This is a genomic window from Streptomyces clavifer (assembly GCF_036345975.1).
Taxonomy (GTDB): domain Bacteria; phylum Actinomycetota; class Actinomycetes; order Streptomycetales; family Streptomycetaceae; genus Streptomyces; species Streptomyces clavifer.
On sequence record NZ_CP107793.1, the window covers coordinates 1,519,255 to 1,545,042 of the forward strand.

At 72.9% G+C, this 25,788-nt stretch carries 24 protein-coding genes; 13 read left to right on the forward strand and 11 right to left on the reverse strand.

Going from position 1 to position 25,788, the window contains the following annotated elements; translation table 11 throughout:
- Positions 1 to 104: 104 nt before the first annotated feature.
- Both OG927_RS06395 and OG927_RS06400 read right to left on the reverse strand, forming a co-directional pair.
- Entirely contained in the window at positions 105 to 2,282 is a 2,178-nt protein-coding gene (locus OG927_RS06395; protein ID WP_056786310.1) for a molybdopterin oxidoreductase family protein, read from the reverse strand.
- 186 nt (positions 2,283 to 2,468) lie between these two features.
- A complete protein-coding gene (locus OG927_RS06400; RefSeq protein WP_330321300.1) occupies positions 2,469 to 3,113 on the reverse strand; it encodes a TetR/AcrR family transcriptional regulator in 645 nt (214 codons plus the stop codon).
- Between the two features lie 222 nt (positions 3,114 to 3,335).
- Here OG927_RS06400 and hmgA point away from each other — a divergent pair, with 222 nt between their 5' ends.
- From hmgA to OG927_RS06415, 3 genes are all read left to right on the forward strand, one after another.
- Positions 3,336 to 4,655 (forward strand): homogentisate 1,2-dioxygenase, encoded by a 1,320-nt coding sequence (gene hmgA, locus OG927_RS06405; RefSeq protein WP_330319829.1) that lies wholly within the window; start codon positions 3,336 to 3,338, stop codon positions 4,653 to 4,655.
- 41 nt (positions 4,656 to 4,696) lie between these two features.
- Positions 4,697 to 5,473: a GntR family transcriptional regulator gene (locus OG927_RS06410; protein ID WP_241191970.1), complete on the forward strand. Its 777-nt coding sequence runs from the start codon at positions 4,697 to 4,699 to the stop codon at positions 5,471 to 5,473.
- A gap of 76 nt (positions 5,474 to 5,549) precedes the next feature.
- Entirely contained in the window at positions 5,550 to 6,779 is a 1,230-nt protein-coding gene (locus OG927_RS06415) for a type ISP restriction/modification enzyme (protein ID WP_274922916.1), read from the forward strand.
- A gap of 55 nt (positions 6,780 to 6,834) precedes the next feature.
- Here the strand turns inward: OG927_RS06415 and OG927_RS06420 are convergent, their stop codons facing one another.
- Positions 6,835 to 7,545: a TetR/AcrR family transcriptional regulator gene (locus tag OG927_RS06420; RefSeq protein ID WP_056786299.1), complete on the reverse strand. Its 711-nt coding sequence runs from the start codon at positions 7,543 to 7,545 to the stop codon at positions 6,835 to 6,837.
- Between the two features lie 63 nt (positions 7,546 to 7,608).
- On the opposite strand from OG927_RS06420, the gene OG927_RS06425 reads away from it, so the two are divergent.
- From OG927_RS06425 to OG927_RS06435, 3 genes are read left to right on the forward strand one after another with little or no spacing between them, the layout of a single operon-like run.
- Complete coding sequence (locus OG927_RS06425) at positions 7,609 to 8,577, forward strand: ATP-binding cassette domain-containing protein (protein WP_056786296.1); 969 nt, start codon at positions 7,609 to 7,611, stop codon at positions 8,575 to 8,577.
- Positions 8,574 to 9,407 (forward strand): ABC transporter permease, encoded by an 834-nt coding sequence (locus OG927_RS06430; RefSeq protein WP_403089122.1) that lies wholly within the window; start codon positions 8,574 to 8,576, stop codon positions 9,405 to 9,407. The genes OG927_RS06425 and OG927_RS06430 overlap by 4 nt, the downstream gene beginning before the upstream one ends.
- 34 nt (positions 9,408 to 9,441) lie before the next feature.
- A complete protein-coding gene (locus OG927_RS06435; RefSeq protein WP_056786290.1) occupies positions 9,442 to 10,674 on the forward strand; it encodes a CaiB/BaiF CoA transferase family protein in 1,233 nt (410 codons plus the stop codon).
- Between the two features lie 7 nt (positions 10,675 to 10,681).
- Here OG927_RS06435 and OG927_RS06440 read toward each other — a convergent pair whose 3' ends face one another.
- A complete protein-coding gene (locus tag OG927_RS06440; protein WP_079099361.1) occupies positions 10,682 to 10,945 on the reverse strand; it encodes a hypothetical protein in 264 nt (87 codons plus the stop codon).
- A 207-nt stretch (positions 10,946 to 11,152) separates the two neighbouring features.
- Here OG927_RS06440 and OG927_RS06445 point away from each other — a divergent pair, with 207 nt between their 5' ends.
- Positions 11,153 to 12,196 carry a serine/threonine-protein kinase gene (locus tag OG927_RS06445; RefSeq protein ID WP_408058043.1) on the forward strand — a complete coding sequence of 348 codons (1,044 nt, stop codon included), beginning with the start codon at positions 11,153 to 11,155 and terminating at the stop codon, positions 12,194 to 12,196.
- A gap of 156 nt (positions 12,197 to 12,352) precedes the next feature.
- Here OG927_RS06445 and OG927_RS06450 read toward each other — a convergent pair whose 3' ends face one another.
- Entirely contained in the window at positions 12,353 to 13,162 is an 810-nt protein-coding gene (locus tag OG927_RS06450; RefSeq protein ID WP_330319830.1) for an SGNH/GDSL hydrolase family protein, read from the reverse strand.
- A 970-nt stretch (positions 13,163 to 14,132) separates the two neighbouring features.
- Between OG927_RS06450 and OG927_RS06455 the strand changes: the two genes are divergently transcribed.
- The 4 genes from OG927_RS06455 (at position 14,133) to OG927_RS06470 (ending at position 17,979) form a co-directional block, all read left to right on the forward strand.
- Positions 14,133 to 14,900 carry a glycosyltransferase family 2 protein gene (locus tag OG927_RS06455; RefSeq protein ID WP_241192018.1) on the forward strand — a complete coding sequence of 256 codons (768 nt, stop codon included), beginning with the start codon at positions 14,133 to 14,135 and terminating at the stop codon, positions 14,898 to 14,900.
- Positions 14,897 to 15,940 (forward strand): glycosyltransferase family 2 protein, encoded by a 1,044-nt coding sequence (locus tag OG927_RS06460; protein WP_124282846.1) that lies wholly within the window; start codon positions 14,897 to 14,899, stop codon positions 15,938 to 15,940. Before OG927_RS06455 ends, OG927_RS06460 begins: the two co-directional genes overlap by 4 nt.
- Before the next feature lie 20 nt (positions 15,941 to 15,960).
- Positions 15,961 to 16,746 carry a polysaccharide deacetylase family protein gene (locus tag OG927_RS06465; protein ID WP_209471351.1) on the forward strand — a complete coding sequence of 262 codons (786 nt, stop codon included), beginning with the start codon at positions 15,961 to 15,963 and terminating at the stop codon, positions 16,744 to 16,746.
- 138 nt (positions 16,747 to 16,884) lie between these two features.
- Positions 16,885 to 17,979, forward strand: a complete 1,095-nt coding sequence (locus OG927_RS06470; protein ID WP_057573597.1) for a DUF5925 domain-containing protein — start codon at positions 16,885 to 16,887, stop codon at positions 17,977 to 17,979.
- Between the two features lie 40 nt (positions 17,980 to 18,019).
- Here the strand turns inward: OG927_RS06470 and OG927_RS06475 are convergent, their stop codons facing one another.
- The gene (locus OG927_RS06475; RefSeq protein WP_330319831.1) at positions 18,020 to 18,394 is read right to left on the reverse strand and encodes a GntR family transcriptional regulator; all 375 of its coding nucleotides are present in this window, start codon (positions 18,392 to 18,394) and stop codon (positions 18,020 to 18,022) included.
- 171 nt (positions 18,395 to 18,565) lie between these two features.
- Here OG927_RS06475 and OG927_RS06480 point away from each other — a divergent pair, with 171 nt between their 5' ends.
- Complete coding sequence (locus OG927_RS06480; RefSeq protein ID WP_056786262.1) at positions 18,566 to 19,060, forward strand: DUF402 domain-containing protein; 495 nt, start codon at positions 18,566 to 18,568, stop codon at positions 19,058 to 19,060.
- Positions 19,061 to 19,141: 81 nt separating this feature from the next.
- Here the strand turns inward: OG927_RS06480 and OG927_RS06485 are convergent, their stop codons facing one another.
- From OG927_RS06485 to OG927_RS06500, 4 genes are read right to left on the reverse strand one after another with little or no spacing between them, the layout of a single operon-like run.
- Positions 19,142 to 20,614, reverse strand: coding sequence for a trifunctional class I SAM-dependent methyltransferase/NUDIX hydrolase/VOC family protein (locus OG927_RS06485; RefSeq protein WP_330319832.1), 1,473 nt, complete (start codon positions 20,612 to 20,614; stop codon positions 19,142 to 19,144).
- Between the two features lie 34 nt (positions 20,615 to 20,648).
- A complete protein-coding gene (locus OG927_RS06490; protein ID WP_056786258.1) occupies positions 20,649 to 22,136 on the reverse strand; it encodes a tripartite tricarboxylate transporter permease in 1,488 nt (495 codons plus the stop codon).
- Positions 22,137 to 22,139: 3 nt separating this feature from the next.
- Positions 22,140 to 22,658 (reverse strand): tripartite tricarboxylate transporter TctB family protein, encoded by a 519-nt coding sequence (locus OG927_RS06495; protein WP_330319833.1) that lies wholly within the window; start codon positions 22,656 to 22,658, stop codon positions 22,140 to 22,142.
- Positions 22,655 to 23,638 carry a Bug family tripartite tricarboxylate transporter substrate binding protein gene (locus tag OG927_RS06500; RefSeq protein WP_124282842.1) on the reverse strand — a complete coding sequence of 328 codons (984 nt, stop codon included), beginning with the start codon at positions 23,636 to 23,638 and terminating at the stop codon, positions 22,655 to 22,657. The genes OG927_RS06495 and OG927_RS06500 overlap by 4 nt, the downstream gene beginning before the upstream one ends.
- 132 nt (positions 23,639 to 23,770) lie before the next feature.
- On the opposite strand from OG927_RS06500, the gene OG927_RS06505 reads away from it, so the two are divergent.
- Positions 23,771 to 24,469, forward strand: coding sequence for a response regulator (locus OG927_RS06505; RefSeq protein ID WP_056787428.1), 699 nt, complete (start codon positions 23,771 to 23,773; stop codon positions 24,467 to 24,469).
- Positions 24,470 to 24,499: 30 nt separating this feature from the next.
- On the opposite strand, the gene OG927_RS06510 is transcribed toward OG927_RS06505, so the two are convergent.
- Positions 24,500 to 25,594: a M20 family metallopeptidase gene (locus tag OG927_RS06510; protein ID WP_330319834.1), complete on the reverse strand. Its 1,095-nt coding sequence runs from the start codon at positions 25,592 to 25,594 to the stop codon at positions 24,500 to 24,502.
- Positions 25,595 to 25,788: the final 194 nt, after the last annotated feature.

Sequence of the window (25,788 nt, forward strand, 5' to 3'; positions counted from 1 at the left end):
CACCATTGAACTCGCACCGAGGTCGGCGGTTCGGATGACGTTAGGGGCCCCGTCACGGCGTTCACAAGATGTTGACGTGTGAGCAATACGAGCAAAACACCAGGTCAGGGAGCTGGTGATACAGAGACCGGCACAGCGTTGAGCACCGAGGTGCCGGACAGCGGGTCCATGAGGGTGCCGTCGAGCAGCTGGTTCACGTTGACTCCCGGCTCCGCCTCCGCGACGGACATACGAGTGCCGGGACGGCTGTGCCCCCAGCCGTGGGGAAGGCTCACGACCCCGGTCCGGACGGCGTCGGTGATCTCCGCCGGTGCCTCGACCTCGCCGCCCGCGGCGGTGATGCGGGCGGTGTCGCCGTCGGAGAGTCCGACGCGGGCAGCGTCGTCGGGGTGGATCTGCAACGTGCAGACGTTCGAGCCGCCGCGCAGCGAGGCGACGTTGTGCATCCAGCTGTTGTTGGAGCGCAGATGGCGGCGGCCGACGAGGACGAGCCCGGTGGGCCCGGTGCCGAGTGCCGCACGCAGCCGGGGCAGGTCGGCGGCGATCGGCGCCGGGAACAGCTCGATGTGACCGCTGCGGGTCTTCAGCACCTGCGGGAGGCGGGGCTTCAGCGGACCCAGGTCGATCCCGTGCGGATGCGCGAGGACCCGCTCCAGCGTGAGGTCGTACGGGCCCAGGCGCAGCATCAGGTCGAGGCGCCGCTCCGCCCCGGTGTCGCCCGTCAGCTCGGCGGCGAGCGCCGCGGGGGCCCCGGCCCTGGTCAGCGCAGCGGCGATGACCTGGTCGTCGACGGCCTCGGGCGATGCTCCGTGCAGGCCGCCGACGGCGAGGACGAGGCGGGCGAGGATCTCGCTCTCGTCCATCCCGCCGTCCTCCAGGGGCACGGCGGGACGGCTGTAGCGGACCTGGTTGCGGACGGCGAAGGAGTTGAAGGCGAAGTCGAAGTGGGCACTCTGCGAGGGCGGCGGCGGGGGCAGCACCACGTCCGCGTGGCGTGCCGTCTCGTTGAGGTACGGGTCGACGCTGACCATGAAGTCGAGGCCGGCCAGTGCCCGGTCGAGACGGTCCCCGTCGGGGGACGAGAGCACCGGGTTGCCGGCGACGACGATCAGGGCGCGGATCCGCCCCTCCCCCGGGGTCTCGATCTCCTCGGCGAGCGCCGCGGTGGGCAGTTCGCCCTTGGCCTCGGGGTGGCCGGAGACCCGGCTGCTCCAGCGGCCGAGGGCGAAACCCTTCCCGGGGGCGGCGGCCCGGGGGGCGCGGGCGGTGGCGGAGAGCGGGAAGAGGGCGCCGCCGGGGCGGTCGAGGTTGCCGGTGAGGATGTTGAGCACGTCGACGAGCCAGCTGGCGAGGGTGCCGTGTTCGACGGTGCAGCTGCCGATGCGCCCGTACACGGCCGCGGCGGGGGCGGCGGCGAGTTCGCGGGCGACCGTGCGGATGGTGCCCGCGTCGAGGTCGCAGGCGGTGGACACGGCTTCGGGGGTGAAGTCGGCTATCGCGTGGGCCAGTTCGTCGTAGCCGTCGAGGTGGTCGGCGAGCACGCCGGGGTCGGCGAGCTTCTCCTCGATGAGCACCTGGGTGAGCGCGGCGAGCAGGAGGGCGTCGGCACCCGGCCGGATCGCGACGTGCCGGTCGGCGAGGCGAGCGGTGCGGGTGCGGCGCGGGTCGACGACGGTGAGGGTGCCGCCGCGCCTGCGCAGCGCCTTGAGCCTGCCGGGGAAGTCGGGGGCGGTGCAGAGGCTTCCGTTGGATTCGAGCGGGTTGGCGCCGATCAGCAGGAGGTGGGCGGTGCGGTCCAGGTCGGGTACGGGGATGGCGTGCGCATCACCGAAGAGCAGTCCGCTGGAGACGTGCTTGGGCATCTGGTCCAGGGTGCTCGCGGTGAAGACGTTGCGGGTGCCGAGCGCGGACAGCAGCAGCGGCGGGTAGAGCGCGCCGGCCATCGTGTGGACGTTGGGGTTGCCCAGGTAGACGCCGACCGCCTGTGTGCCGTGTGCCTCGGCCAGCGCCGGGAGCTTCGCGGCGATCGTGTCGAACGCCTCGTCCCAGGTCGCCTCGCGCAGGACTCCGTCCTTGCGCACGAGCGGGCTGCGCAGCCGGTCGGGGTCGGCGTCGAGGCCGCCGAAGGACGCGCCCTTGGGACAGATGAAGCCCTGGCTGAAGACGTCGTCACGGTCGCCCCGGGCTCCCGTGACCGTGGTCCCCTCGATGGTGAGGGTGAGTCCGCAGGTGGCTTCACAGAGCGGGCAGACACGCAGAGCGGTGCGGGAATCGTGGGACATGGGCCCTCCCCGGGGCGGCGACAGCGGTGGCGCGCGGGCGTGCGGCGGTGCACCGCGGCCCGCGGGGCGGGCGCGGTTCCCGGCGGGACCGAGCATACCGACCGGTACGGATGCTGGCGAGGGTGTGGACGCCCGCCTTCTCGCCCTCCGGCCCGCCGGCCGGGCGGGAGTTGCCCGCCGGCCGGGTCACACCGCGGGCGGGGGCCCGTCGAGGACGCCGGCCAGATAGGCCTGGAGCAGGATCCGGGTCTCGGCTATCAGGGCCGGGTCGCCCGACGGGTCCGAGCGGAAGGCGAGCCGGAGCAGCGCGTCGGCCGCCTCCACGCAGACCAGGACCGTCCGGAGCAGATCCCCGTCGGTTCCGGAGCGATGGCCGAGGTGACCGGAGAGCAGGGCGGCCAGCCGGTCCGCCACCCGCTGGTTCGCCTGGTCGAGGAGATCGGCGACCGGGACGGGCGGACCGAAGTCGACGAGGGCGAAGCCGGGGACGGAACGCTTCATCGCCAGGTACTCGTCGAGTACGGCGTCGATGGCCGCACGCCACTCCTGTGCGGGGATGACCGCGAGACGGTCGACGATCCGCTCGGCGTAGAGGTCCAGGTTCCGCTCGGCCAGGGCGTCGACCAGGGCCCGTTTGTTGGGGAAGAAGCGGTAGACGGAGCCGATGGGCACCCCGGCACGGTCAGCCACCGCCCGGGTGGACAGCTGTTCGTAGCCGGTCTCGTCGAGGAGTCCGGCACCGGCGTCGAGGATCCGGGCCAGGCGGTCGGCGCTTCGCTGCTGCACCGGGACGCGCCGGAGGTTCGTATTCGCAGGGGACACGCCCACCATGATGCCGTGAGCCCCGACAGGGGTTCGATCCCCCCACGAACTGCTCACGGGCCGCCCACCTCGGGCGCTCCCGGCGGGAGCCCCTTCCGCACCCTTCGTCCCGCCCGTTACACCCGAGTGCACCACGTATGCCGTTGACGGGCCGCGTTTCCATTCCTACGGTTGCCCATAGGATTCCTCGTCGGGGATCCACAGGATTCCTTTTCTCACCGGGAGCGCATGATGAGCGGCATCGAGCAGGCGAGGAAGACCGCGGAAGAACTCACCTACGGGGCCGGATTCGGCAACGAGCACAGCTCGGAGGCCGTGCGGGGCGCCCTGCCGCACGGCCGCAACTCGCCGCAGCGCGCCCCGCTCGGGCTGTACGCGGAACAGCTGAGCGGCTCGGCCTTCACGGAACCCCGGGCCCGCAACCGCAGGTCCTGGCTCTACCGGATCCGCCCCTCGGCGGCCCATCCCGCCTTCGTCCGCATCGACAACGGCACACTGCGCACCGCCCCGTTCACCGAGGCGGTCCCCGACCCCAACCGGCTGCGCTGGGACCCCCTCCCCGACGCCGCACCGGGGACGGACTTCCTGACGGGCCTGTGGACGCTGGGCGGCAACGGCGACGCCGCGCAGCGCAGCGGCATGGCCGTGCACCTCTACAGCGCGAACTCCTCCATGACCGACCGGGTGTTCAGCGACTCCGACGGCGAGCTCCTGATCGTCCCCGAGCACGGCGGCCTGCTGCTCCGCACCGAGCTGGGCCTGCTCCGCGCGGAGCCGGGCCACGTCGCGCTGATCCCGCGCGGGGTCCGCTTCCGCGTCGAGCTCCTCGGCACCACCGCCCGCGGCTACGTCTGCGAGAACTACGGGCAGCCGTTCGTACTCCCCGACCTGGGACCGATCGGGGCCAACGGCCTGGCCAACGCGCGGGACTTCCTGGCGCCCGTGGCGGCGTTCGAGGACCGTGAGGGCCCCGTCGAGGTGGTCAACAAGTTCTGCGGGAACCTCTGGTCGGCGACCTACGGCCACTCGCCGCTCGACGTCGTCGCCTGGCACGGGAACCACACCCCGTACGTCTACGACCTGCGCCGCTTCAACGTCCTCGGCAGCATCAGCTACGACCATCCCGACCCGTCCATCTTCACCGTGCTGACCTCGCCGTCCGACACCCCGGGGCTGGCCGGGGTCGACTTCGTCGTCTTCGCGCCCCGTTGGCTGGTCGGCGAGGACACCTTCCGCCCGCCGTACTTCCACCGGAACGTGATGAGCGAGTACATGGGCCTGATCGAGGGCGCGTACGACGCCAAGGCGGGCGGCTTCGTACCGGGCGGCGGTTCACTGCACAACATGATGTCGGCACACGGCCCGGACCGTGCGACCTTCGACCGGGCGAGCGCGGCGGCGCTGAAGCCGCAGAAGATCGACGACGGACTGGCGTTCATGTTCGAGACCCGCTGGCCGGTCACGGCGACCGCCCAGGCGGCCGGCGCGGTCCATCTGCAGCGCGGGTACGACGACGTGTGGCAGGGTCTGAGCCGCAACTTCCGGCCGTGAGACCCGCGGCCGGCCCTGCGGAGAGAGTCCAGGTGAACCGGATGGATCAGGTGAACGAGGTGCGTCACACGCCCGCCTTTGCCCCCGACTCCCTGGTGCTGAACCGGAAGCTGCCCCTGTGGTACCAGGTCTCGCAGTCGCTGCGGGCCTCCATACTGGGCCGGCCCCAGGACGCGTCGCCCCGGCTGCCGACCGAGGAGCAGCTCGCCGTGCACTACGGCGTCAGTGTCCTCACCATGCGCCAGGCCCTCAAGGAGCTGGAGTCCGAGGGCCTGATCAGCAGGCACCGGCGGCGCGGGACCTTCATCGAGCCGCGCGCCCGGCGGGTGTCGCCGGTCCGGCTGCTGGGGTCGATCGACGCGATCGTCGCCCAGCAGTCGGGCGAGCGGACGACCGTCCTCGGACACGGCCCGGCCGCCGTCCCCGGGGACCTCGCCGAGTTCTTCCCGGACTGCCCCGAAGTGGTCAACTACCGCCGGCTGCGCTGCGACGACGACACGGGTGAACCCACGAACTGGGCGGAGAACTCGGTGCGTCCCGAGATCGCGGCCCGGCTCGACGTGGCCGATCTGGAGCGGTGGCCGATGACCAAGGTGCTGCGCGACGCCGTCGGCGTACGGATCTCCCGGATCACGGACACCGTCGAGGCCCGCCTCGCCGACCCGGCCACGGCCGAACTGCTCCAGGTCCCGCTGCTCAGCCCGATCCTGCACTACACCGGGGTGACGTACGACGAGGGCGGCCGGGTGGTGGACGTGGCACGGATCCGGTACCGCGGGGACCGCTTCTCCTTCTCCGTGACGGTGGAGGCGCACTGACGGCGGCCCGCCGCCACGGCCCGGCCGCCGTTACGATGCCGGGGGCGGCGGACGTGGCGACGGGGAGGACGACACGGTGGCAGCACGGGTGGCGGCCGGAGCCGGCGGGGGCGCGGCACCCCCGTTGCTGGACGACCTCATGCCCTGGTCCGTACGGCCCCTGAGGACGGGCCGCTCCTGGGTGACGGCCCCGGACGCGGCCTCCCTGCGGGCCCGTTGGGACCTGCTGGCGGGAGCCGAGGGCGCCGAGCAGGAGCGCCTGTTCCGGCCCAGCCGCTCCCGTACGCCGCTGACCCCGGCCGCCGCGCTGCCGGGCCGGCCCACCGGCACGGGCGGCTTCGCCCGGGACCCGGGGCCGTATCCGGAGCCGGTACGCATCCTGCACGGCCCCTTCGACGAGCACTGGCTGATCCCCGACCACCGGCTGATCGACGCGGCCCGACCCGAGCTGTGGCGGGTCGCCGACGCGCACCAGTTGTTCGCCGTCGAGCACGGGTACGTGCCGCGGGGCGGCGGACCCGCCCTGTCCGTGACGGCGTTGCTGCCCGACGGGCACGCACCGGCGGGCCGCCCCGGCCGGATACGGCCCCTCTACCGCCGTCCCGGCGCGCAGGAGCCCAATCTCGCACCCGGCCTGCCGGACCTGCTGCGCTCCCGGTACGGGGACGCAGCAGGTGCGGAGTCCGTGCTCGCCTGGACCCTGGCCGCCGCCCTCCCCTCCGCGGCGGGCCCCGTCGTACCGCTGCCGGCGGACGGCGCCCTGTGGGCGGAGGGGGTGGCGCTGGGCCGGGAGCTGCTGAGGGTTCAGCTGCGCGGGGCGCACGGCGGGGAGCGCCCGCGGCTGCCGGGCGGCCGGCGCCCGTATGTGCGGGCGGCGATCCCGCCGCGGCCCGAAGGACTGGACTACGACCCGGCGACCGGGACACTGGCCCTCGGCGCCGGCCGGGTCTCCCCCGTGCCCGCCGGGGCCTGGGAGTTCCGGGTGAACGGGATGCGGATGCTGGAGCTCTGGTTCGCACGCCGGACCGCACCGGACGGGGCGGAGGGCCTGGCGGCCGTGCGGGCGCCCGGCTGGCCGCAGGAGTGGACCTCCGAGCTGCTCGAACTGATCACGGTCCTGGCCCTGCTCGGCGAACTGGCGCCCCGGCAGGCGGCGTTGCGGGACCGGCTCGACGGGGACCCGGGGCCGACCCGGGACGGGCTGCGCGGGGCCGGGGTGCTACCCGTCCCCGCGTCGGCGCGGCGGCCCGCCTCCGTACTGGACCACCACGAGGAGGGCCCCGAGGGGCAGTTCGCCCTGCTGTGACCCCGGGCGGCCGGGCGGCTTCCGGCCCGGCCCGGCGGCTCCGGGCGGATACCGGCTACCTGTCGAACGAGTCCAGCACCCGGCCGAGAGCCCGGTCGAAGACCCCCTCGAGGTCGATCGGTCCGGGGTCCTCGGCGAATCCGGCCGCCATGCGCGGATACCTGCCGGTCGCGATCTGGCTCATCAGGTAGCGGGTGCGGATCTCCTGTTCCTGCTCCGGTGACCAGGGGAGCGAGCGGCCGCGTTCCGCCGTGGCGATCTCGTTGGCCACGTAGGTGGTGATCACGCCGTTGACCATGGCGATGAGTTCCATCTTCTCGCCGAACCGGGCGTCGAAGCCGTCCAGACAGCTGAGCGCGTACTCGAGGTAGGCCAGGGCGTTCGGGCTGAATCCGTAGACCGGGGACATCAGCCGGGGCACCCAGGTGTGACGGTGCATCATCGCGCGCGCCTGGTGGGCGAGGGCCAGGATGTCGGCACGCCAGTCGCCGGAGGGCTTCTCCGGCAGGTCGTAGCCGGCACTGACCGCGTCGAACATCAGCTCGTACAGGTCCTCCTTGCGCGGGACGTAGTTGTAGAGCGACATCGTGCCGCAGCCGAGCTCGGCGGCCACCTTCCGCATCGACACGGCGTCGAGGCCCTCCGCATCCGCGATGCGCACGGCCGCCGCCGCGATGTCGGCACGACTGAATGCGGGCTTGGGCCCGCGCCCCGCACGCTCGGGGCGCGCCCAGATCACTTCGGGTACAGCGGGTCGCCCCACCATCGATCACCACCTCTCCCACCATCGTAGTTACGTACACCGTACGTAGTGCGCTACGGTGGACCCATGGAAACTACGTACGCTGTACTTAGTGAAGGTCTGGAGAAGCGCTACGGAGACGTCCACGCGCTGCGCGGACTCGATCTCGCCGTCGCCGAGGGCACCGTCTGCGGCGTGCTGGGGCCGAACGGCGCGGGCAAGAGCACAGCCGTCCGGGTGCTGACCACGCTGACCGGGCCGGACGGCGGCAGCGCCCGGGTCGCCGGTCACGACGTGGTCCGGGAGGCGGCAGCGGTGCGCGCCGCGATCGGCGTCACCGGACAGAGCACCTCGATCGACGGCGAGCTCTCCGGACGGCAGAATCTGCGGCTCTTCGCGCGGCTGCTCCGCTACCGCGGCGCGGCGGGCCACGCACGCGCCGAGGAACTGCTGGAGCGTTTCGGGCTTACCGAGGCCGCCGGCCGGCCGGCCCGCACCTACTCCGGCGGCATGCGCCGCCGCCTGGACCTCGCGGTGGGCCTGCTCACCCGCCCGCAGGTGCTCTTCCTCGACGAGCCGACGACCGGACTCGACCCGCACAGCCGCAACCAGATCTGGGCGGCCGTCCGCGAGCTGGCCGGGCGGGGCACCACGGTCCTGCTCACCACGCAGTACCTCGAGGAGGCGGACCGGCTGGCCGACGACATCGTGCTGATCGACCGGGGCCGGGCCGCGCACCGCGGCACCCCGGCCGAACTCAAGGCGCTCATCGGCGCCTACGCGGAGGTCGTCGTCGCCGACACGTCGGCGCTCGGGGCCGCGGCCGCGGTGCTCGACCAGCTGACCGGCGCGGAGCCGGTGCTCGACCACGAGCACCGCACCGTCGGCGCGGTCGCCACGGACCCCACGTTGACCCTGCCCCGCATCGTCCGCGAACTGGACGCGGCGGGCGTCCCCGTGATGGACGCGAGCCTGCGTCCGCCCACCCTCGACGAGGCCTTCCTCCGGCTGACCGGCCGGGAGGACACCCACACGGTGAAGGAGCCGGCGGCATGAGCACCACGACCCTGGTCCCCGAGCACAACCCGGAGCCCGCCGCGGGCGGCACCCTGCCGGCCGACGGCCTGGCGATGACCGGCCGCCACCTGCAGAAGATCAGGGCCGCGCCCGGCGTCCTGATCCTGACCCAGACCATGCCGATCACCATGCTGCTGTTCTTCGGCTACGTCTTCGGCAGCGCACTGGCCGTACCGGGGCAGGAGTACCGCGCGTTCCTGGTGCCGGGGCTCCTCGCCGCGACGGCCGCCAACGGGCTGATGACCGGCATGTTCATGGCGGCGCAGGACTGCGACCGCGGGGTGATGGACCGCTTCCGTACGCTGCCGATGAGCCGGGCCGCGGTGCCGCTCGGCGCCACCGCCTCCGAACTGCTGACCACCGCGGTCGGCCTGGTCCCCCTGACGCTCGTCGGACTCGCGGCCGGCTGGCGGATCGAGGGCGGCGCCGCCGCGGCCCTGGGAGCGTTCGGGCTGCTGCTGCTCTTCCGGTTCGCCACGTCGTGGGCCGGCTACTGGCTCGGCCTGCTGATCCGCAACGAGGAGGCCGCGGGTCAGGTCGGCAGCGCGACGTTCGTCCTTCCGCTGCTCTCCAGTGCGTACATCCCGACGGACGGCATGCCCGGATGGCTGCGGGCGGTCGCCGAGTGGAATCCGATCAGCGCCCTGGCCGCGGCCACCCGCGACCTCTTCGGCAACGCGGCCCCGGTGGCGGACGCCGCCTGGCCGTCCGCACACCCCGTCGCGGGAACACTGGCGTGGGCGGCGGTCCTGCTCGCGGTGTTCGTCCCGCTGACGGTCCGGCGGTACGCCGGCGGCGGCAGGGGGTGACAAGGGCGCCGCGTGCACGGTAAGCACGGTGCCCATGAGCACCACGCAGCCCCTCCCCCTGGACGGCGTCACCGTCGTCGCCGTCGAACAGGCCGTCGCCGCCCCGTTCGCCACCCGGCAGCTGGCCGACCTCGGCGCCAGGGTCATCAAGATCGAGCGTCCCGACGGCGGCGACTTCGCCCGTGGCTACGACACCGCCGCGCACGGGCTCGCCTCGCACTTCGTCTGGTGCAACCGCGGCAAGGAATCCGTCGCGATCGACCTCAAGGACCCACGGGGCCTGGACCTGGTGCGCCGGCTCGTCGCGGACGCCGACGTGTTCGTACAGAACCTGGCACAGGGTGCGGCCGCACGTCTCGGCCTCGACGCGGCCACCCTCTGCGCCGCTCATCCGCGGCTGGTGGCCGTGGACATCTCCGGATACGGCGCCGGAGGGCCGTACGCGCACAAGCGCGCCTACGACATGCTCGTCCAGTGCGAGGCGGGCCTGGTATCGGTCACCGGCACTCCGGAGCAGCCGGTGAAGGCGGGAGTGCCCGCCGCCGACATCGCCGCGGCGATGTACGCCTTCTCCGGCGTGCTGGCCGCTCTGCTGCGGCGGGCGGCCACGGGACGCGGTGGCCCGGTGGAGATCTCGATGCTGGACTCACTGGCCGAGTGGATGGGGCATCCGCTGCACCACGGGATGCACGGGGGCACGACTCCGGCACGCACCGGGCTCGCGCACGCGGTCATCGCCCCGTACGACGCGTATCGCACCGCGGACGGGGAACAGCTGCTGCTCTCCGTGCAGAACGACCGGGAGTGGCGGCGGCTCGCCGAGCAGGTGCTGGAGCGGCCCGGGCTGGCCGACGATCCCGACTTCGCGACGAACACGGCGCGGACGGCGAACCGGGGGCGGACGGACGCGGTGGTGGGCGACGCGCTCGCCGGGCTGACCGGGAAGGAGGCGCTGGCCCGGCTGGACGCGGCGGGAATCGCCTGCGCCAGGTTGAACACCGTCGCCGATGTGGCGGCCCATCCCCAGCTGGCCGCGCGGGACCGGTGGCGGGAAGTGGAGTCACCGGTGGGGCCGCTGCGTGCGCTGCTGCCCCCGATCACACTGCCGGGTGGGGCGCAGACGCCGATGGGTGCCGTACCGGCGCTGGGTGAGCACACCGGCGCAACGCTGCGGGCCCTGGGGATGACGGACGAACAGACAGCAGCACTGCGCCGGGACGGAGTGATCTCGGATTCGGCCCTGAGCGGTGGGCCGGATCAGTCGTGACGTGGGATCAGCGGCGGCTGCCGAAGAGCGAGCGTCGCAGTCGCCGCAGCGGCGCGAAGAGCGAGACACGCGCGCCCCTGCTCCTGCGGGTGTGCGCGGCGTCGCGCGAGGTCAGCTCGAGCATCAGCAGCGTCGCTTCCGCGGACTCCCGCTGCGGAACGGCAGGGCCGCCCAGCACCGCGAGATGGCGATCGAGGCGCGAACTGGTCGCACTGCTCCCACACGTGATGGCAGGCACACGCGGCCTGCTGCGCATCGTTATCTGTTCCATGTCACTCCCCACCCGTACGAGGGCACCCGGCCCGGGCAGGTTAACCCTATCGTCCCGTGACGACACTCGTGTATCCCGCCCGCAGGATTGCCCGCACGTGTACGGAGGTTGACGGCCCGTTACCGAACTCGGCGGACTCCGGGCGGGGTTGAGCTAAATTGGAGGGGATTCGTCCGTACTGCACGCCGCTGCTGAGGGAGGATCACCGTGAACGATGTATCGAGCAACGACCGCGTGGTCGCGGACCGCTACCGCCTGCTCGGGCTGCTGGGCGAGGGCGGGGCGGGCATCGTGTGGCGCGCCCGCGACGAGGTGCTGGGACGCGAGGTCGCCGTGCGGGAGGTCCGGACGCCCGCCGGGCTGCCCCCCGCCGACGTCGGGCGGCTGCACACCCGGCTGGAGCAGGAGGCCAGGGCGGCCGGCCGCATCTCGCACCGTAACGCCGTCGCCGTCCACGACGTGGCCGTGCAGGATTCCCGGCCCTGGATCGTGATGGAGATGGTCCGCGGTCTCGCCCTGTCCGATGTGCTCGAGGCCGACGGCCCGCTGCCCCCGCGGCGCGCGGCCCGGATCGGCGCGGAGGTCCTCGCGGCGCTGCGCGCCGGACACGGGGCGGGGGTGCTGCACCGCGATGTGAAACCGGGCAATGTACTGCTGGGCAACGACGGGCGGGTGATGCTGACCGACTTCGGTATCGCCGCGGCCGGGGACCTGTCCGCACCCACCGGTACGGGTGAGCCGATCGGTTCGCCGGAGTTCGTCGCTCCGGAACGTGCGCTGGGGCGCACGCCGGGGCCCGAATCCGACCTGTGGTCACTGGGTGTGCTTCTGTTCGCCGCCACCGAGGGACGGACCCCGTTCGGCCGGGGTGCTCCGGCGGACACCCTCCGCGCCGTGGTCGAGGAGGAGCCGCCGCCGTTCCGTCGGGCGGGTCCGCTCGCTCCCGTCATCGAGGGGCTGCTGCGCAAGGACCCGGCCGAGCGGCTCATCGCCGAGGAGGCCGAGCACCGGCTGCGGATCCTGGCCGCGGGCGGGACGGGCCCGGCCGGGGGCGGGACCGCGGAACCGCCGGGACCACCTGCTCCGGCCCCCGAGGGCCCCGGCCCCTCCGGCTCCTCCGGCGAACCGGCCGGGGCGCCGGACGCCGCCACGCACCCGGCGGACCGGAGCGTGCGGGTGGGCGCACTGCTGGCCGTCGCCCTCGCGGTCGTGGCCCTGCTCGTCCTCGGACTGGTGGTCCGGGCGCTGTAGGGCGACGCCTGCGCGGACGAGGAGGCCCCGGCGGACCGGGACCTCCTCCCCTCGCGGTCGGGCGCGCAGCCTGCGGTACGGGCGCGTGCGGGGGTGCGGCTCAGGACGTGGGTGTGTGGGCAGGCACGTGCGGTGCGGACGCGTGCGCGGGTGCGGTCAGGCCTTCGCGTTGAGGACGGGCAGATATCCGCCCGACTGTCCGGCTGCGGTGGGGTGGTAGGACTCGCCGATGTTCAGCCAGTTCACGCTGTGCAGCCAGGCGCTCCCCGAGCAGATCTCGTGCCCGGTGAAGGTCGGGGCGACGTCGCCGAAGGTGAAGCCGTGGTCGGCGGCCCGCTTGGCGGTCGCCGCGTTGAGGTAGTCGGCCGCGCTGTTGATGGCCGTGCGTTCCTTCTCGCTCAGACCGGTGAGGCAGCTGCCGCCGAGTTTGTAGAAGCGGGGGTACCCGAGGACGACGACGCGGGCGGCGGGCGCCTTGGCGCTGATCGCCGCGTACACCGAGTCCAGCCTGCCGGGCAGGGTCGAGTCGACGTAGCCGCGGGCGGTGGCGATCCGGCTCAGGCAGGTGGCCTCGGACTGCAGGACACAGGTCGTCATGACGTCGGCGAACCCCGCGTCGTTGCCGCCGATGGAGATCGAGACGAGGTCGGTCGAGGAGTCGAGAGGAGCGAGCTGACCGGCCGTGACATCACCGGTCCTGGCCCCCGAGCACGCGGTGAAGGCGAACGAGGCGGGCGCGTTGGCCGCAGCCCACAGCGCGGGGTACGCCCGGGTGCTGCGTTTGCAGTTGCCGCTGGCGCTGTCGTAACTGCCCGCTCCCACACCGGAGGAGTAGGAGTCGCCGAGCGCCACGTAGTCGACCGCCTGTACGGATTCTTCGGCGTTGGCGACGCCGGCGCCCGTCAGAGCGAGAACGGTGCCGAGCAGGAGAGAGGACGAGAACGCCACGAGTCTGGACATTTTCATGGAACCTCCTTGGGCAGGATCTCTGCCTACTCCGTGGTAGCAGTCCCGGCACCAATTTCGGAAGTGTTCATGCCAAGAACGTTCCACGAGAGCCCCTTGGCGCCCCTCTGGCGCTCCCTCACATGAAAGTCGGGCATCCGGAGCACGGGGGAGCAAAGCCCTCGACCCGGATCATCGCCGATGATCCGGAGTCACTTCGGGCACACGCGGCGCCGCTTCCAGCAGCCTGCGCCGCGGCAGTGGCGGGGGTGGGCGGGGCTCCGGCGCTCAGCGGTATCGATTCACCACTGCGTGCGCCTCTCGCGCTCATTCACCTCTTCGCAACTCCGTCGGCCGCCTTCTCCGTGGGGCTGCGGGGTATGGAGTGGACGGGCCGGCCGCCGGGTCACCGGCCGTCAATTCCCCGACGGCACGGACCCGCTCGGCCCTGAACAGCAGGTCGGCGCGGAATGGAGTGCTGATCATATCCGTTTCCGCCCTGATCATTCACCTGTCGGCGCGACTCCCGAAGATCCGGAATGCACACATGAACGGGAAGTCGCAATTCCGTGCCCGTAGGTGACAGTCCGGTCAAAATCCCAGAAATGCGAGACCGTGGTGCGGGTCTTGCCATACAGTTCCCATCGTTAATACCGTCGTACATCCACCCGCGACGATCCATCACGCAGTACGGCGCCGGGGAGGGCTCGGGCAGCCACGGTGGATATCGGAGCGGGGCGCGGTAGGGGGGTGCCGTGCCCAGCGGCCGTACTCAGTCGAGTCGGCCGCCGTGCGGCCAGTTGTGCCAGCTCATCCAGCCAGCTCGGAGTGGTATGCCGTCATGGCCGGGGTGAGAACCCCCCTTTCGAACCGGACCTTTATCCGGACAGCCCGGGGGCGGGCCGTCCACCGGACGAGAGGGAAATGAGTCATGAGTTCAGTTCTGCCTTCCTCGAACAGATCCGCCGCCGAAGGGATCGAAATCGCTCAAATGGAGAGCGAATACCGACCGATCTCTTCCCATCTCGCGATAGCGCCGCCGGTAAGTGTCGTGATCCCCGCCATGAACGAGGCGGAGAATCTCCCCCATGTGTTCAAGACCCTGCCCGACTGGATTCACGAAGTCGTGCTCGTCGACGGGAATTCCACCGACGACACGGTCCGGGTCGCCCGTGAACTGCGCCCGGACGTCGTGGTCGTCAAGCAGGTCGGCAAGGGAAAGGGCGACGCCCTGATCAGCGGCTTCGCCGCCTGCACGGGCGAGATCATCGTGATGGTCGACGCGGACGGCTCGGCCGACGGCCAGGAGATCGTCAGCTACGTCTCGGCCCTGGTCGGCGGCGCCGACTTCGCCAAGGGCTCCCGCTTCGCCAACGGGGGCGGAACGGACGACATGACGCCGGTCCGCAAGCTGGGCAACTGGGCGCTGTGCACCGCCGTGAACCGCAAGTTCGGCGCCCGGTACACCGACCTCTGCTACGGCTACAACGCCTTCTGGAAGCACTGCCTGGACCGGATCACCCTGGACTGCACGGGCTTCGAGATCGAGACCCTGATGAACATCCGGGTGGTCAAGGCGGGACTCAGGGTCCAGGAGGTGCCGAGCCACGAGTACAACCGGATCCACGGGGTCAGCAACCTCAGCGCCGTACGGGACGGGATCCGGGTGCTCAAGGTGATCCTCCGGGAGAAGCGCGTGCGCCGTACCGGGCGCCGGGCGGCGGTCCCCGCCGTCATCGGCCGGAGGCCGGTGCTGTGAGCGGGCGTGACTTCTCCGTGGTCGTCTGCGTCTACACCGAGGACCGCTGGGACGACATCCTCGCGGCCGTCGGTTCGGTGCGCGCGCAGACCCGGCCCGCGGCGGAGATCCTGCTGGTGGTGGACCACAATCCGGCTCTGCTGGCGCGTCTGGACGAGGAGTTCACGAGCTCGGGCGGATACGGGGGCCCCGGGACAGTGCGGGTGCTCGCGAACGCGGGCCCCCGCGGACTGTCGGCCGGTCGCAACACGGGCATCGCCGCCGCCCGGGGCGAGATCGTCGCCTTCCTCGACGACGACGCGGTGGCCGAGCGCGACTGGCTGCGCCACTTCGACGGGAACTACGGCGATCCGGACGTGATGGCCGTCGGCGGCAGGACCCTGCCGTCCTGGGCCTCGGGCATCAGACCGGTGTGGTTTCCCGAGGAGTTCGACTGGGTCGTCGGATGCACGTACCGAGGGCTGCCGCCCGGCAGGGTCCGGGTCCGCAACGTCCTCGGCGGCAACGCGTCCTTCCGGCGCGCGGCGTTCGACGCGTCGGGCGGCTTCGCCATCGGCATCGGGCGGGACGGCGGCAGGCGTCCGCTGGGCGGGGAGGAGGCCGAGCTGTGCATCCGGCTGGCCCGGGCGCTCCCCCGCGCGGTGCTGCTGACCGACGACCGCGCGGTGATCCACCACAAGGTCCCCGCGGTGCGGGAGCGGTTCGGCTACTTCCGCACCCGTACGTACGCCGAGGGGCTCTCCAAGGCGCTGGTCTCCCGAAGTGCGGGTGTGGGCAAGGGGCTCGAGTCCGAGCGCCGCTACACCACGCGGGTGCTCCCGGCCGGGGTGCTGCGGGGCCTGCGGGACGCACTGCGCGGCCGGCCCGGGGGCGCGGGCCGGGCGGGCGCCATCCTGACCGGCGTCCTGGCCGCCGCGGCCGGATATGCCGTGGGGACCGTCCGGGCCCGGCGCGCCGGGCCCGCCTTCACCGTGCCGGCGGTCGGCCGGTCCGCCCGGGGCGGCGAGCCGGCCCCCGCCGCACGGGAGGAGGTGGGGTGAGCGCGGCCGTGCCGATCCTGATGTACCACGCCGTGGGCCACCGGCCGGCCGACGCCGTGTACGGCCTGTCGGTGTCGCCCGGCGCGTTCCGGGCGCAGATGGAGATCCTCGCCGGGCGCGGCTTCACCCCGCTCACCACGGCCGCGCTGGGCGAGTGCTGGCGTCTGGGACGGCCGCTGCCGCCCCGGCCGGTACTGATCACGTTCGACGACGGCTACGAGGGGGTGCACCGCCACGCCCTGCCGGTGCTGGCCGAACACGGTTTCGTCGCCACTGTCTTCGTCTCCACCGGCTGGCTCCGCGGTGCGCACGACGAGGGCGGAGCCCCGGACACGATGCTCGACTGGGGCCAGGTGCGCGAAATCGCCTCGACGGGGGTGGAGATCGGCGGTCACAGCCACACCCACCCCCAGCTGGACCAGATCGACGCCACCGCGCTGCGGGCCGAGACCGTGCGCTGCCGCGAGATCATCACCGGGGAGCTGGGCGGGAGTCCGGTCTCCTTCGCGTACCCGTACGGCTACTCCGGCCGCCGGGTACGGCACGCGGTGCGGGCGGCGGGGTTCGCCCAGTCCCTCGCCGTGGGCAACGGCCTGGCGCGCCGCCGCCAGGGACCGTACGCCCTGGAGCGGGTGACGGTCCGGCGCAGCACCGGGACCGCCGCGTTCGCGCGGCTGGTCGAGGGGCGGGCGGTCACCCGTGCGTTCCTCGTGGACCGGGCGCTCAGCCAGGGGTTCGCCGTCGTACGCGGCGCACGCCGGGCACGACGCGCGTTCGACGGATCCGCGTCGGCGCGTCCGGCCTGACGCGGGGGTGGCCGGGCCCACGGACAGGCGCGGTCGCCCGTCCGTGGGTCCGGCCGCCCGCCCCCGAGGCCGAGGGGGACGCGGCGGGCTGTCGAAACCTGGGTGCGCGGGCTGCCGCTGTGCCGGATCATGGGCGCCATGTCTGCCAACCCCGAGTCCGCTCTGCCGATCCGGCTCAACGTCGACGACGGTGATTCGCCGTCCGACATCGTCGACGCGCTGTTCCTCGGCCGCTTCACGACGGGCGAGCAGCCGTACTCGCACAGTTCGACCCTCGACCGGGTGCGTTCGGGGGCGACCCTGATGCCACCGGCTGCCAGGGTGCTGCGGGCCGCCCGCGACGGCGACCGCAGTGCCACGCTCGCCGAGGGCGAGGGGTGGACACTGCTGATCTCGCGGTGGAACCGGGGGGCCGACGTCACGGTCACCGCCACCAGCGCCGAGCTGGCGGAGGAGGTGCTGGCCCGGGCGACCGACGGCGCGCAGGACGAACCGGAACCGCAGCCGGACAACGTGGCGATGGGCTTCTGGTACGTCTCCCCGCGACGCGGCCCGAACCGCACCACCCGGCAGATCACCGCCGGCACGTGGGACGAGATCAGCGCCAACTACACCGCTCCGGTCGCCGATGCCATGGGCCGGCTGATGAAGGTGACCCCGGACGACATCGCGGGCCGGCTGCTCCTGCTCCACGGCCCCCCGGGCACCGGCAAGACCTCCGCGCTGCGCACCCTCGCCCGGTCCTGGCGCGACTGGTGCCAGGTCGACTGCGTACTCGACCCCGAGCAGCTCTTCAACGACGTCGGCTACCTCACGGACATCGCCATCGGCGAGGACGACGGCTCGGCCGGGGGACGGTGGCGCCTGCTGCTCCTGGAGGACTGCGACGAGCTGATCCGCGGGGAGGCGAAGCACACGGCGGGCCAGGCGCTGTCCCGGTTGCTGAACCTGACGGACGGCCTGCTGGGCCAGGGCCGCAAGGTGCTGGTGGGGGTGACGACCAACGAGGACCTGGAGCGGCTGCACCCCGCGGTCGTGCGCCCCGGCCGTTGCCTGGCCCGGATCGAGGTGGGCTCGCTGACGCGCGAGGAGTCGGTGTCCTGGCTGGGCACGGAGGAGGGCATCGGCCGTGACGGCGCGACGCTCGCGGAGCTGTACGCGCTGCGGCGGGGCAGCGCCCCCGCGTCCGTGCCGAAGCAGGACGCGGGGGCGAACGCCGGGCTGTACCTCTGAGCGCCCGCTGAACGGCGGGGATCCGCTCGTCGGGGCCGTCTCACTCCTCGTAGGCCGCCCGTACCGCGTCCCGGGCCAGGGAGAGCGCGTCGGCCCTGGACAGGCCGAGGCGCCTGGCCTCTCCGGCGTACACCTGCGCGGCCGTCGCCGCCCTCTGTGCGGCGGCGTCGCCCGCCGCGGCGACGAACGTGCCGTTGCGGCCGCGGGTCTCGATCACCCCGTCTGCCTCCAGCGCCCGGTAGGCCTTGGCGACGGTGTTGGCGGCGAGGCCGAGGTCCTCGGCGAGGCCGCGCACCGTCGGGAGCCGGTGGCCGACGGGCAGGGCACCGGAGCGGGCCTGGTCGGAGAGCTGGGTGCGCAGCTGCTCGTACGGGGCGGCTGCGGAGTCCGGATCAATGGCGATCTTCAGGGTCACGGGCCGATTCTCCCCCACCACCGGAAATCCGGAGGCGGCCGGCGGGGCCACCCACGTACCGTCCGCCGCACGGGTGTGCGCGTGCCCGCACGGGCACCCGACGCGGGAACGGCCCGACAGCGACGGCCAACCGGTGGTCCGGCCGCGAGAACTGCGCCACGGAGGTACGCCATGTCCACCGTCCCACCTGGGACCGCCCTGTTCGTCACCCTCGTCAAGGCGGGCAGCACCAAGATCCGCTACCCGGCGGACCTCGTCCACGACGACAGCACCCGCGTCACCGTCCGGGCACCCTGGGCTGCGCCGCACACCCGGGACTTCGGCTTCGTACGGTTCGAGCCGGGCGACGTCCTCATCGAGCACTACTGGCGCGACCGGTGGTTCGCGGTGAAGGAGGTGCGCACCGGCGACGGGGAACTCAAGGGCTGGTACTGCGACATCACCCGGCCCGCCGTCCTCCGGGACGCCGAACTGCTGGTCGAGGACCTGGATCTCGATCTCTGGGTGTCCGCGGACGGCTCGTCCGTACTGCGTCTCGACGAGGACGAGTTCGAGGAGAGCGGCCTGGCGGACCGGGACCCGGTGGCGGCGGAGGCGGCCGTGCGGGCACTGGACGAGCTGGAGCGGCTGGCCCGCGCCGGGGGCCTGACGGAGCTCCTGAGCTGAGGCGTGTCCGCGTGCGGGGTGGGCAGGCCCTCCCCGCACCCCGGGGCGGGGCGAGCCGCACCGCAGGCCCTTGGCCCTGCGCTAGGGCACGACCAGCTCCACCTCGTACCCCGCCGCGTTCTCCAGGTACGCCGCGTGGTGCCCGTCGACGGTGTGCGCGGGGCGGTCGGGGAGGAGCGGCTGCCAGCCGTGCCCGGGGGCCCGGCGCACGAGCGCGTCGAGCGTGTCGCGGTCCCGGACGTGGAACGCCAGGTGGTTGAGGCCCGGGCGCAGCCTGTCGTACGTGTCCCCGGACAGGTCCGGGGACTGTTCGACCACCACGTAGCTGTCACCGCGCCGCCAGCTGCGGCCCCGCGCCCAGCGCTGGTACGGGGCGTGGCCCAGCTCGCCCAGCAGCCAGCCCCAGTCCGACTCGGCCGCCGCCAGGTCGGGCACCCACAGCTCGATGTGGTGCACCCCGCCGGTGGGGGCCGTCGCAGGCAGCGGGACGGCACGCCGTACACCGTGCGGCACGTGCCCGACGGGGTCGCCGTCCTCGTGCCAGTGGAGCAGGAAGCGCTCCCCCGCGCGGTAGCCGTCGAGGCCGGCCCGGCTGTACGCCACCATGTCGTCCGGCAGCGCGTCCAGGGGGAACCAGCCGAGCTCGGAGCACTTCTCCGGCTCGGCGTTGCGGGGCGGGCGCCCGGGGTCGTACGCCGCCTCGAAGAACCAGCCCGTCCTGGGGCTGCCGCCGGGACCACGGTGCTGCATGACCAGGGCCACCCGGAGCTCGTCGGGATCCAGCACGACGCCGGTCTCCTCGGCCGTCTCCCGGATCATCGCCTCGCGGACGTCCTCGCCGTCCTCGACGTGGCCGGAGGGTGCGTGGAGCAGCCCGTCCGCGTACCCCGTGCCCGCCCGCCGGGCGAGCAGCACCTCGGCGCCGCGGCGCAGGACGAGGTGGACGTCGACCACCTCCGTGTGCCGGTGCGCGGGCTCGGCGCGGGCCACCAGCGCGTACCGCTCGTCGTGGACCTCCTTGCCCCAGAGCCGGTCGTCACCGGAGAGCGGCTCGTGGTGGATGCGCTCCGTGTGCGGGGTGAGCAGTCCGGTGAGACGGGCCGCGGAGAGTCCGACACCGCCCCACACCCCTTCGATCAGCACCAGCCGCCCGCCGGGCCTCAGCAGGCCGAACCAGTGGTGCAGGGCGGCCACCGGGTCGGGGAGCAGCCACACCACGTGCCGGGCCAGGATCACGTCGAACCGCTGTGTGCCGACGGGCGGTTCGCCCGCGTCGCCGACGAGTACCCGGGCACCGGTCCCGGAGAGCTTGGCCCGCGCCTGCCCGGCCATGCGCGGCGACCGGTCGACGGCGGTGACCCGGTGTCCCTGACCGGCGACCAGGAGCGCCAGACTGCCCGTGCCGCACCCGAGGTCGAGCACCTCGGAGCACGCCGCGGGCAGCCAGGTCTCCATCCGCTGCGCCCAGGCGCTGCGGACGGCGGGATCGAGGAGTCCGTGGTCGGGCTCCTCGTCGAAGGAGTCGGCGGCGGCGTCCCAGTCGATCGTCGTCATGGGACCGATCCTCTCAGCCGCCGCCGACAGCCCGTCAGGACCGCAGCCGCACCACCAGCTTCCTCACCAGCGGCCACGCCAGGATCAGCAGGACGATCGCGTACACGGATACGGAGAACGGGGTGTTGACCAGACCCGTCACGCTGCCGTCGCTGATCTGCAGGGCACGGCGCAGCTGCTGTTCCGCGGCCGGGCCGAGGATCACGGCGATGATCGCCGGAAGCACCGGCAGCCCGTAGCGCCGCATCCCGAAGCCGATCAGGCCGATCACCAGCAGGATCACCAGGTCGACGGCCTCGCCACCGACCGCGTACGCGCCGACGGCGGCGAAGAACAGGATGCCCGCGTAGAGGTAGGGGCGCGGGATCTTCAGCAGCTTCGCCCACAGCGGTGCCAGGGGCAGGTTGAGCGCGAGCAGCAGCACCATGCCGACGAAGAGGGAGGCGATCAGGCCCCAGACCAGCTCGGGTTCCCGCTCGAACAGGAGGGGGCCCGGCTGGATCCCGTACTGCTGGAAGGCGGCCAGCATCACGGCGGCGACGGCGGTCGTGGGCAGCCCGAGGGTGAGCATGGAGACGAGGGTTCCCGCGGCGGACGCGGAGGCCGCGGACTCCGGGCCGGCGACGCCCTCGATGGCACCCTTGCCGAACTCGTCGCGGTGCTTGGAGAGCCGCTTCTCCGTGACGTACGAGAGGAACGTGGGGATCTCCGCACCGCCCGCCGGGACGGCGCCGAAGGGGAAGCCGATGAAGGGCCCGCGCAGCCAGGGCTTCCAGGTGCGGCGGACATCGGCCCGGCCGAGCCAGGGGAGGCCGACGGGGATCGGCCTCTCCGAGGAGCGGCGCAGGTGGGCGGCGACCCACAGGGCCTCGCCGATGGCGAAGAGCCCCACCGCGACGATCACCACGTCGATGCCGTCGGCCAGTTGGAGCGAGCCGAAGGTCAGCCGCTGCTGCCCGGTCATCGCGTCCAGGCCGACGAGGCCGATGGTGAGCCCGATGAGGAGCGAGGCGAGACCGCGGATACGGGAGGAGCCGAGGACGGAGGTGACGGCGATGAACGCCAGCACCATGATCGCGAAGTAGTCCGGAGCGCCGATGTCGACGGCGAGCGAGGCGACGGTCGGGGCGAGGACGACCAGCAGGATCGTGCCGATCATGCCGCCGGTGAAGTGGCCGATGGCCGCGGCGGCCAGGGCCTGCGCCCCGCGCCCGGCCTTCGCCATCGGGTTGCCCTCGATGGCGGCGACGACGGCCGCGCTCTCCCCGGGCGTGTTGAGGAGGATGGAGGTGGTGGAGCCGCCGAACATCGCGCCGTAGTAGATCCCGGCGAACATGATGAAGGCACCGGTCGGTTCGAGTCCGTACGTCACCGGCAGCAGCAGGGCCACTGCCATGGCCGGGCCGATGCCGGGGAGCACCCCGATCGCCGTGCCGAGCAGGACGCCGAGCGCGGCCCAGAGCAGGTTGACCGGCGTGAGCGCCGTGCCGAAACCGTCGATGAGGGAGTTGAGGGAGTCCATCGGTCAGAGCACCCCCATCAGCGGGCCGCCGGGGAGGGGCACCCCGAGCAGGTGGTCGAAGACGAAGTACGTCACGAACGAAAGACCCGCCGCGATGAGCGGGTCGCGGTCGTGGTGGCGGCTGCCGAGCGCGTACGCGGAGCCCCAGAAGAGGAGCGCCCCGGCGATGGGGAAGCCGAGCGGGCCGATGAGGACGGCGAAGGCGAGGAAGACCCCGGTGAGGAGGGCGACGGTACGCCGGTCGGCCGGCTCGGCGAGGTCGACGTCCTCGCCGGCCTCCGCTTCGCCGCGACCGCCGCGCAGGACGTCGACGGCGAGGAGCACCGCGACGACGAGCAGGCCCGCCCCGACGACGACCGGGACGGTCCTGGGGCCGACGGGCCCGCGCTGGGTGAGGTCCACGTCCATCGTGAGGGCGTCCGTCAGGACGAGGACGCCCAGCACGAACAGCAGGACGCAGACGCCGAGTTCGGAGCGCTCACGGAGCCAGGAGCGGGTGGGGGCGGGAGGGGGCGCGGTCACAGTCCCAGCTCCTTCAGCACGGTGGCGACACGCTGGTCCTGGGCCTCCAGGAAGTCGCCGAAGGCGTCACCGGTGAGGAACGCGTCGTCCCAGCCGTTCTTCTTCATGGAGTCCTGCCACTGCTGCGAGGTGTGCAGCCCCCGCACGAGGGAGACGAGCTTGTCCCGTTCGGCGTCGGAGAGGCCCGGCGGGGCGACGATGCCGCGCCAGTTGGTGAAGTCGGTGTCCAGGCCGGCCTCGCGGAGGGTGGGCGCGTCGAGACCCGGGACCCGCTTCGGGCCGGTGACGGCGAGCAGCCGCAGCTCTCCGGCCCGGATCTGGTCCAGGTACTCGCCGACGCCGGAGACACCGAACCCGACCTTGTTGCCGAGGATCGACGCGAGGAGTTCGCCGCCGCCGTCGAAGGGGATGTAGTTGACCTCCCTGGGAGCGATGCCGGCGGCCTTCGCCATCAGCATGGGCGCCAGATGGTCGGGCCCGCCGGGCGAGGAACCACCGCCGACGGGAATGCGGCCCGGGTCCTTCTTCCAGGCGGTGAGCAGCTGGTCGATCGTCCGGTACGGGGAGTCCTTGGCGACGACGACGATGTCCTGCTCCTCGGTGAGCCGGGCGATCGGGGTCGTGTCGGCCAGGGTCTTGGGCGACTTGTTGGTGTGTACGGCGCCCACGACCCCGAGGCCCATGGACATGGCGAGTTTGCCGTTGCCGTGCTCGCCGGCCAGCCGGGCCAGTCCGACGGTGCCGCCCGCGCCGGGCAGGTTGAACACCTCGATGCTGTGGGTGAGCCCGGCGTCCTCGGCGTTCTTCGCGGCGGTGCGCGCCGTGATGTCGTACCCGCCGCCGGGTGTGTTGGGAACCATGAAGCGCAGTCCGGGAATCTGCGTGCCGGTGTCGGAGTCGCTGCCCGCGGAGAGCAGCGGCGGTCCCACGACCACCAGCAGCGCCGCCCCGAACAGGGCGAGTGGAGTGCGCAATCGCACCGGGTGCCACCTTTCGAGCCATGCGTGGACGGGTGTGAGGTGGCCCACATGTTGCCGGTGCGTCAACCAACTGTCTCCGTTCCGGAACCAATGGACGTTGTGGTCGTTGTGGTCGCGGCCTACCGTGTCGGCGTGACGAGAGTGCTGGTGGTGGACGACGACTTCATGGTCGCGAAGCTGCACGGCCGCTATGTGTCCGCGATGGACGGTTTCACGGTCGTCGGCGTGGCCCACAGCGGTGCCGACGCCCTGCGCGCGGCCCGTCGGCTGCGCCCGGATCTGGTGCTGCTCGACATCTACCTGCCCGACATGGACGGCATCGCCGTACTGCGGGAACTGCGCGCGGCGGAGGAGCGGAGCGGCGACACGCGCAGCGCGGACGCGCTGTTCATCACGGCCGCACGCGACGCGGGCGTGGTCAGGGCGGCCCTGCGCGCCGGTGCCCTGCACTATCTGATCAAGCCGTTCCACCGCTCGGCGCTGGAGGAGCAGCTGCACCACGTGGCATCGCTGCGCAACCGTCTGGACGCGCTCGACGAGGCCCGTCAGGAGGCACGCCAGGAGGACGTGGACCGCATCTTCGGAACCCGGCCCCCCGGCTCGCGCGAACTCCCCAAAGGGCTCGCGGCGCGCACCGCGGACCTGGTGGAACGCATCCTGCGCGCGCACCCGGCCGGCCTCTCCGCCTCCGAGTGCGCCGAGGCGGGCGCCCTGTCCCGCGTCAGCGCGCGCCGCTATCTCGAGTACTTCGCGGAAACGGGGCGGGCCGAGGTGTCGCTGCGGTACGGGGGGACGGGGCGGCCGGAGCGCCGCTACCGCGCGCTGTCCTGACCTCGCGGGCCGTGCACGCCCCCGTCGCTCCTAGGTGTTCCGGATCGCGTTCACCAGTCCGGCGGCGAGGTGCGCCCGCTCCTCCATGGCGTCGATCACCAGGTACTCGTGGTCGGCGTGGGCGCCGCCCCCGACCGCTCCGAGACCGTCGAGTGTCGGCACTCCCAGGGCGGCCGTGAAGTTGCCGTCGCTTCCTCCGCCGGCCGCCCGTCCTCCGATCCCGGGGAGCAGCCGCTCGGCCACCGCGAAGAGTTCCGCGGACGCCGACTCGGGCATCGGGGGCCGGCCCACGGAGCCCCGGACCTCGATCCGCGCCCCGTCGAGGTGCGGAACGAGTGCGGCGAGGGCGGCTTCGACGCGTTCCTTCTCGTCGGCCGATTCGACCCGGACGTCGACGACGACGGTCGCCCCCGCGGGAACGACGTTGTCCAGGGTTCCCGCCGACGCGACGGTCGGCGTGACCGTCGTGCCGATGGCGGGGCGGCCGAGCGCCGCGATGTCCAGGACCTGGTGCGATGCCTCGATCAGGGCGTTGACTCCGGCCTCCGGTTCGAGGCCCGCGTGCGAGGCCCGGCCCGTGACGGCGACGTGGAACGTGCCGCAGCCCTTGCGGCCGGTCTTCAGCGCGCCGCCCTCCGCGGCTCCCTCGAACACGAGGACGGCGCCGCACGCGAGGGCCCGTTCCTCGATGAGGGCCCGGGAGGAGCGGGAACCGACCTCCTCGTCGGCGGTCACCAGGATCTCGACGCCCGACCGGTCCTCGAGCGCCGCCAGCCCGTGAACGGCCTGGACCAGGCCGCCGAGCATGTCGAAGACCCCGGGGCCGGTCGCATGCCCGTTCTCGACCCGGAACGGGCGGCGTTCGAGGGTGCCGAGCGGAAACACGGTGTCGTGGTGGCCGAGGATCAGTACGCGGGGTTCGCCGCCGCCCGACCAGTGGACGTGCGGCCCGGCCTCACTCGCGACGAGGACGGCCTGACCGCCGAGGCGGCGCTCGATGACACCGGCGACGGCCTCGGCCGAGGCCTTCAGGGCGTCGAGGTCCCGCGAAGGGGACTCGGTCTCGACGAGGATCCTGAGGTCCTCGAGCATCGCGTCCACACTCACATCGACCATCTCGCGCATCGTCACTTCTCCCCCGGGGTGCCTGCAGGTGCGCGGCCATCCTCCGCCATCGGCCCCGTCGGGGACCAGTCGAAGGGTCGGGCCCGCCCCGGACAGCCGGCTCGCGGGCCCGGACGGACCGGCCGCGAGGAACCGGCCCCGCCCCGGGCGTCTTTCGGGGAGCACTTCCTCAGCCCTCCCCTAACCGTCCCTTA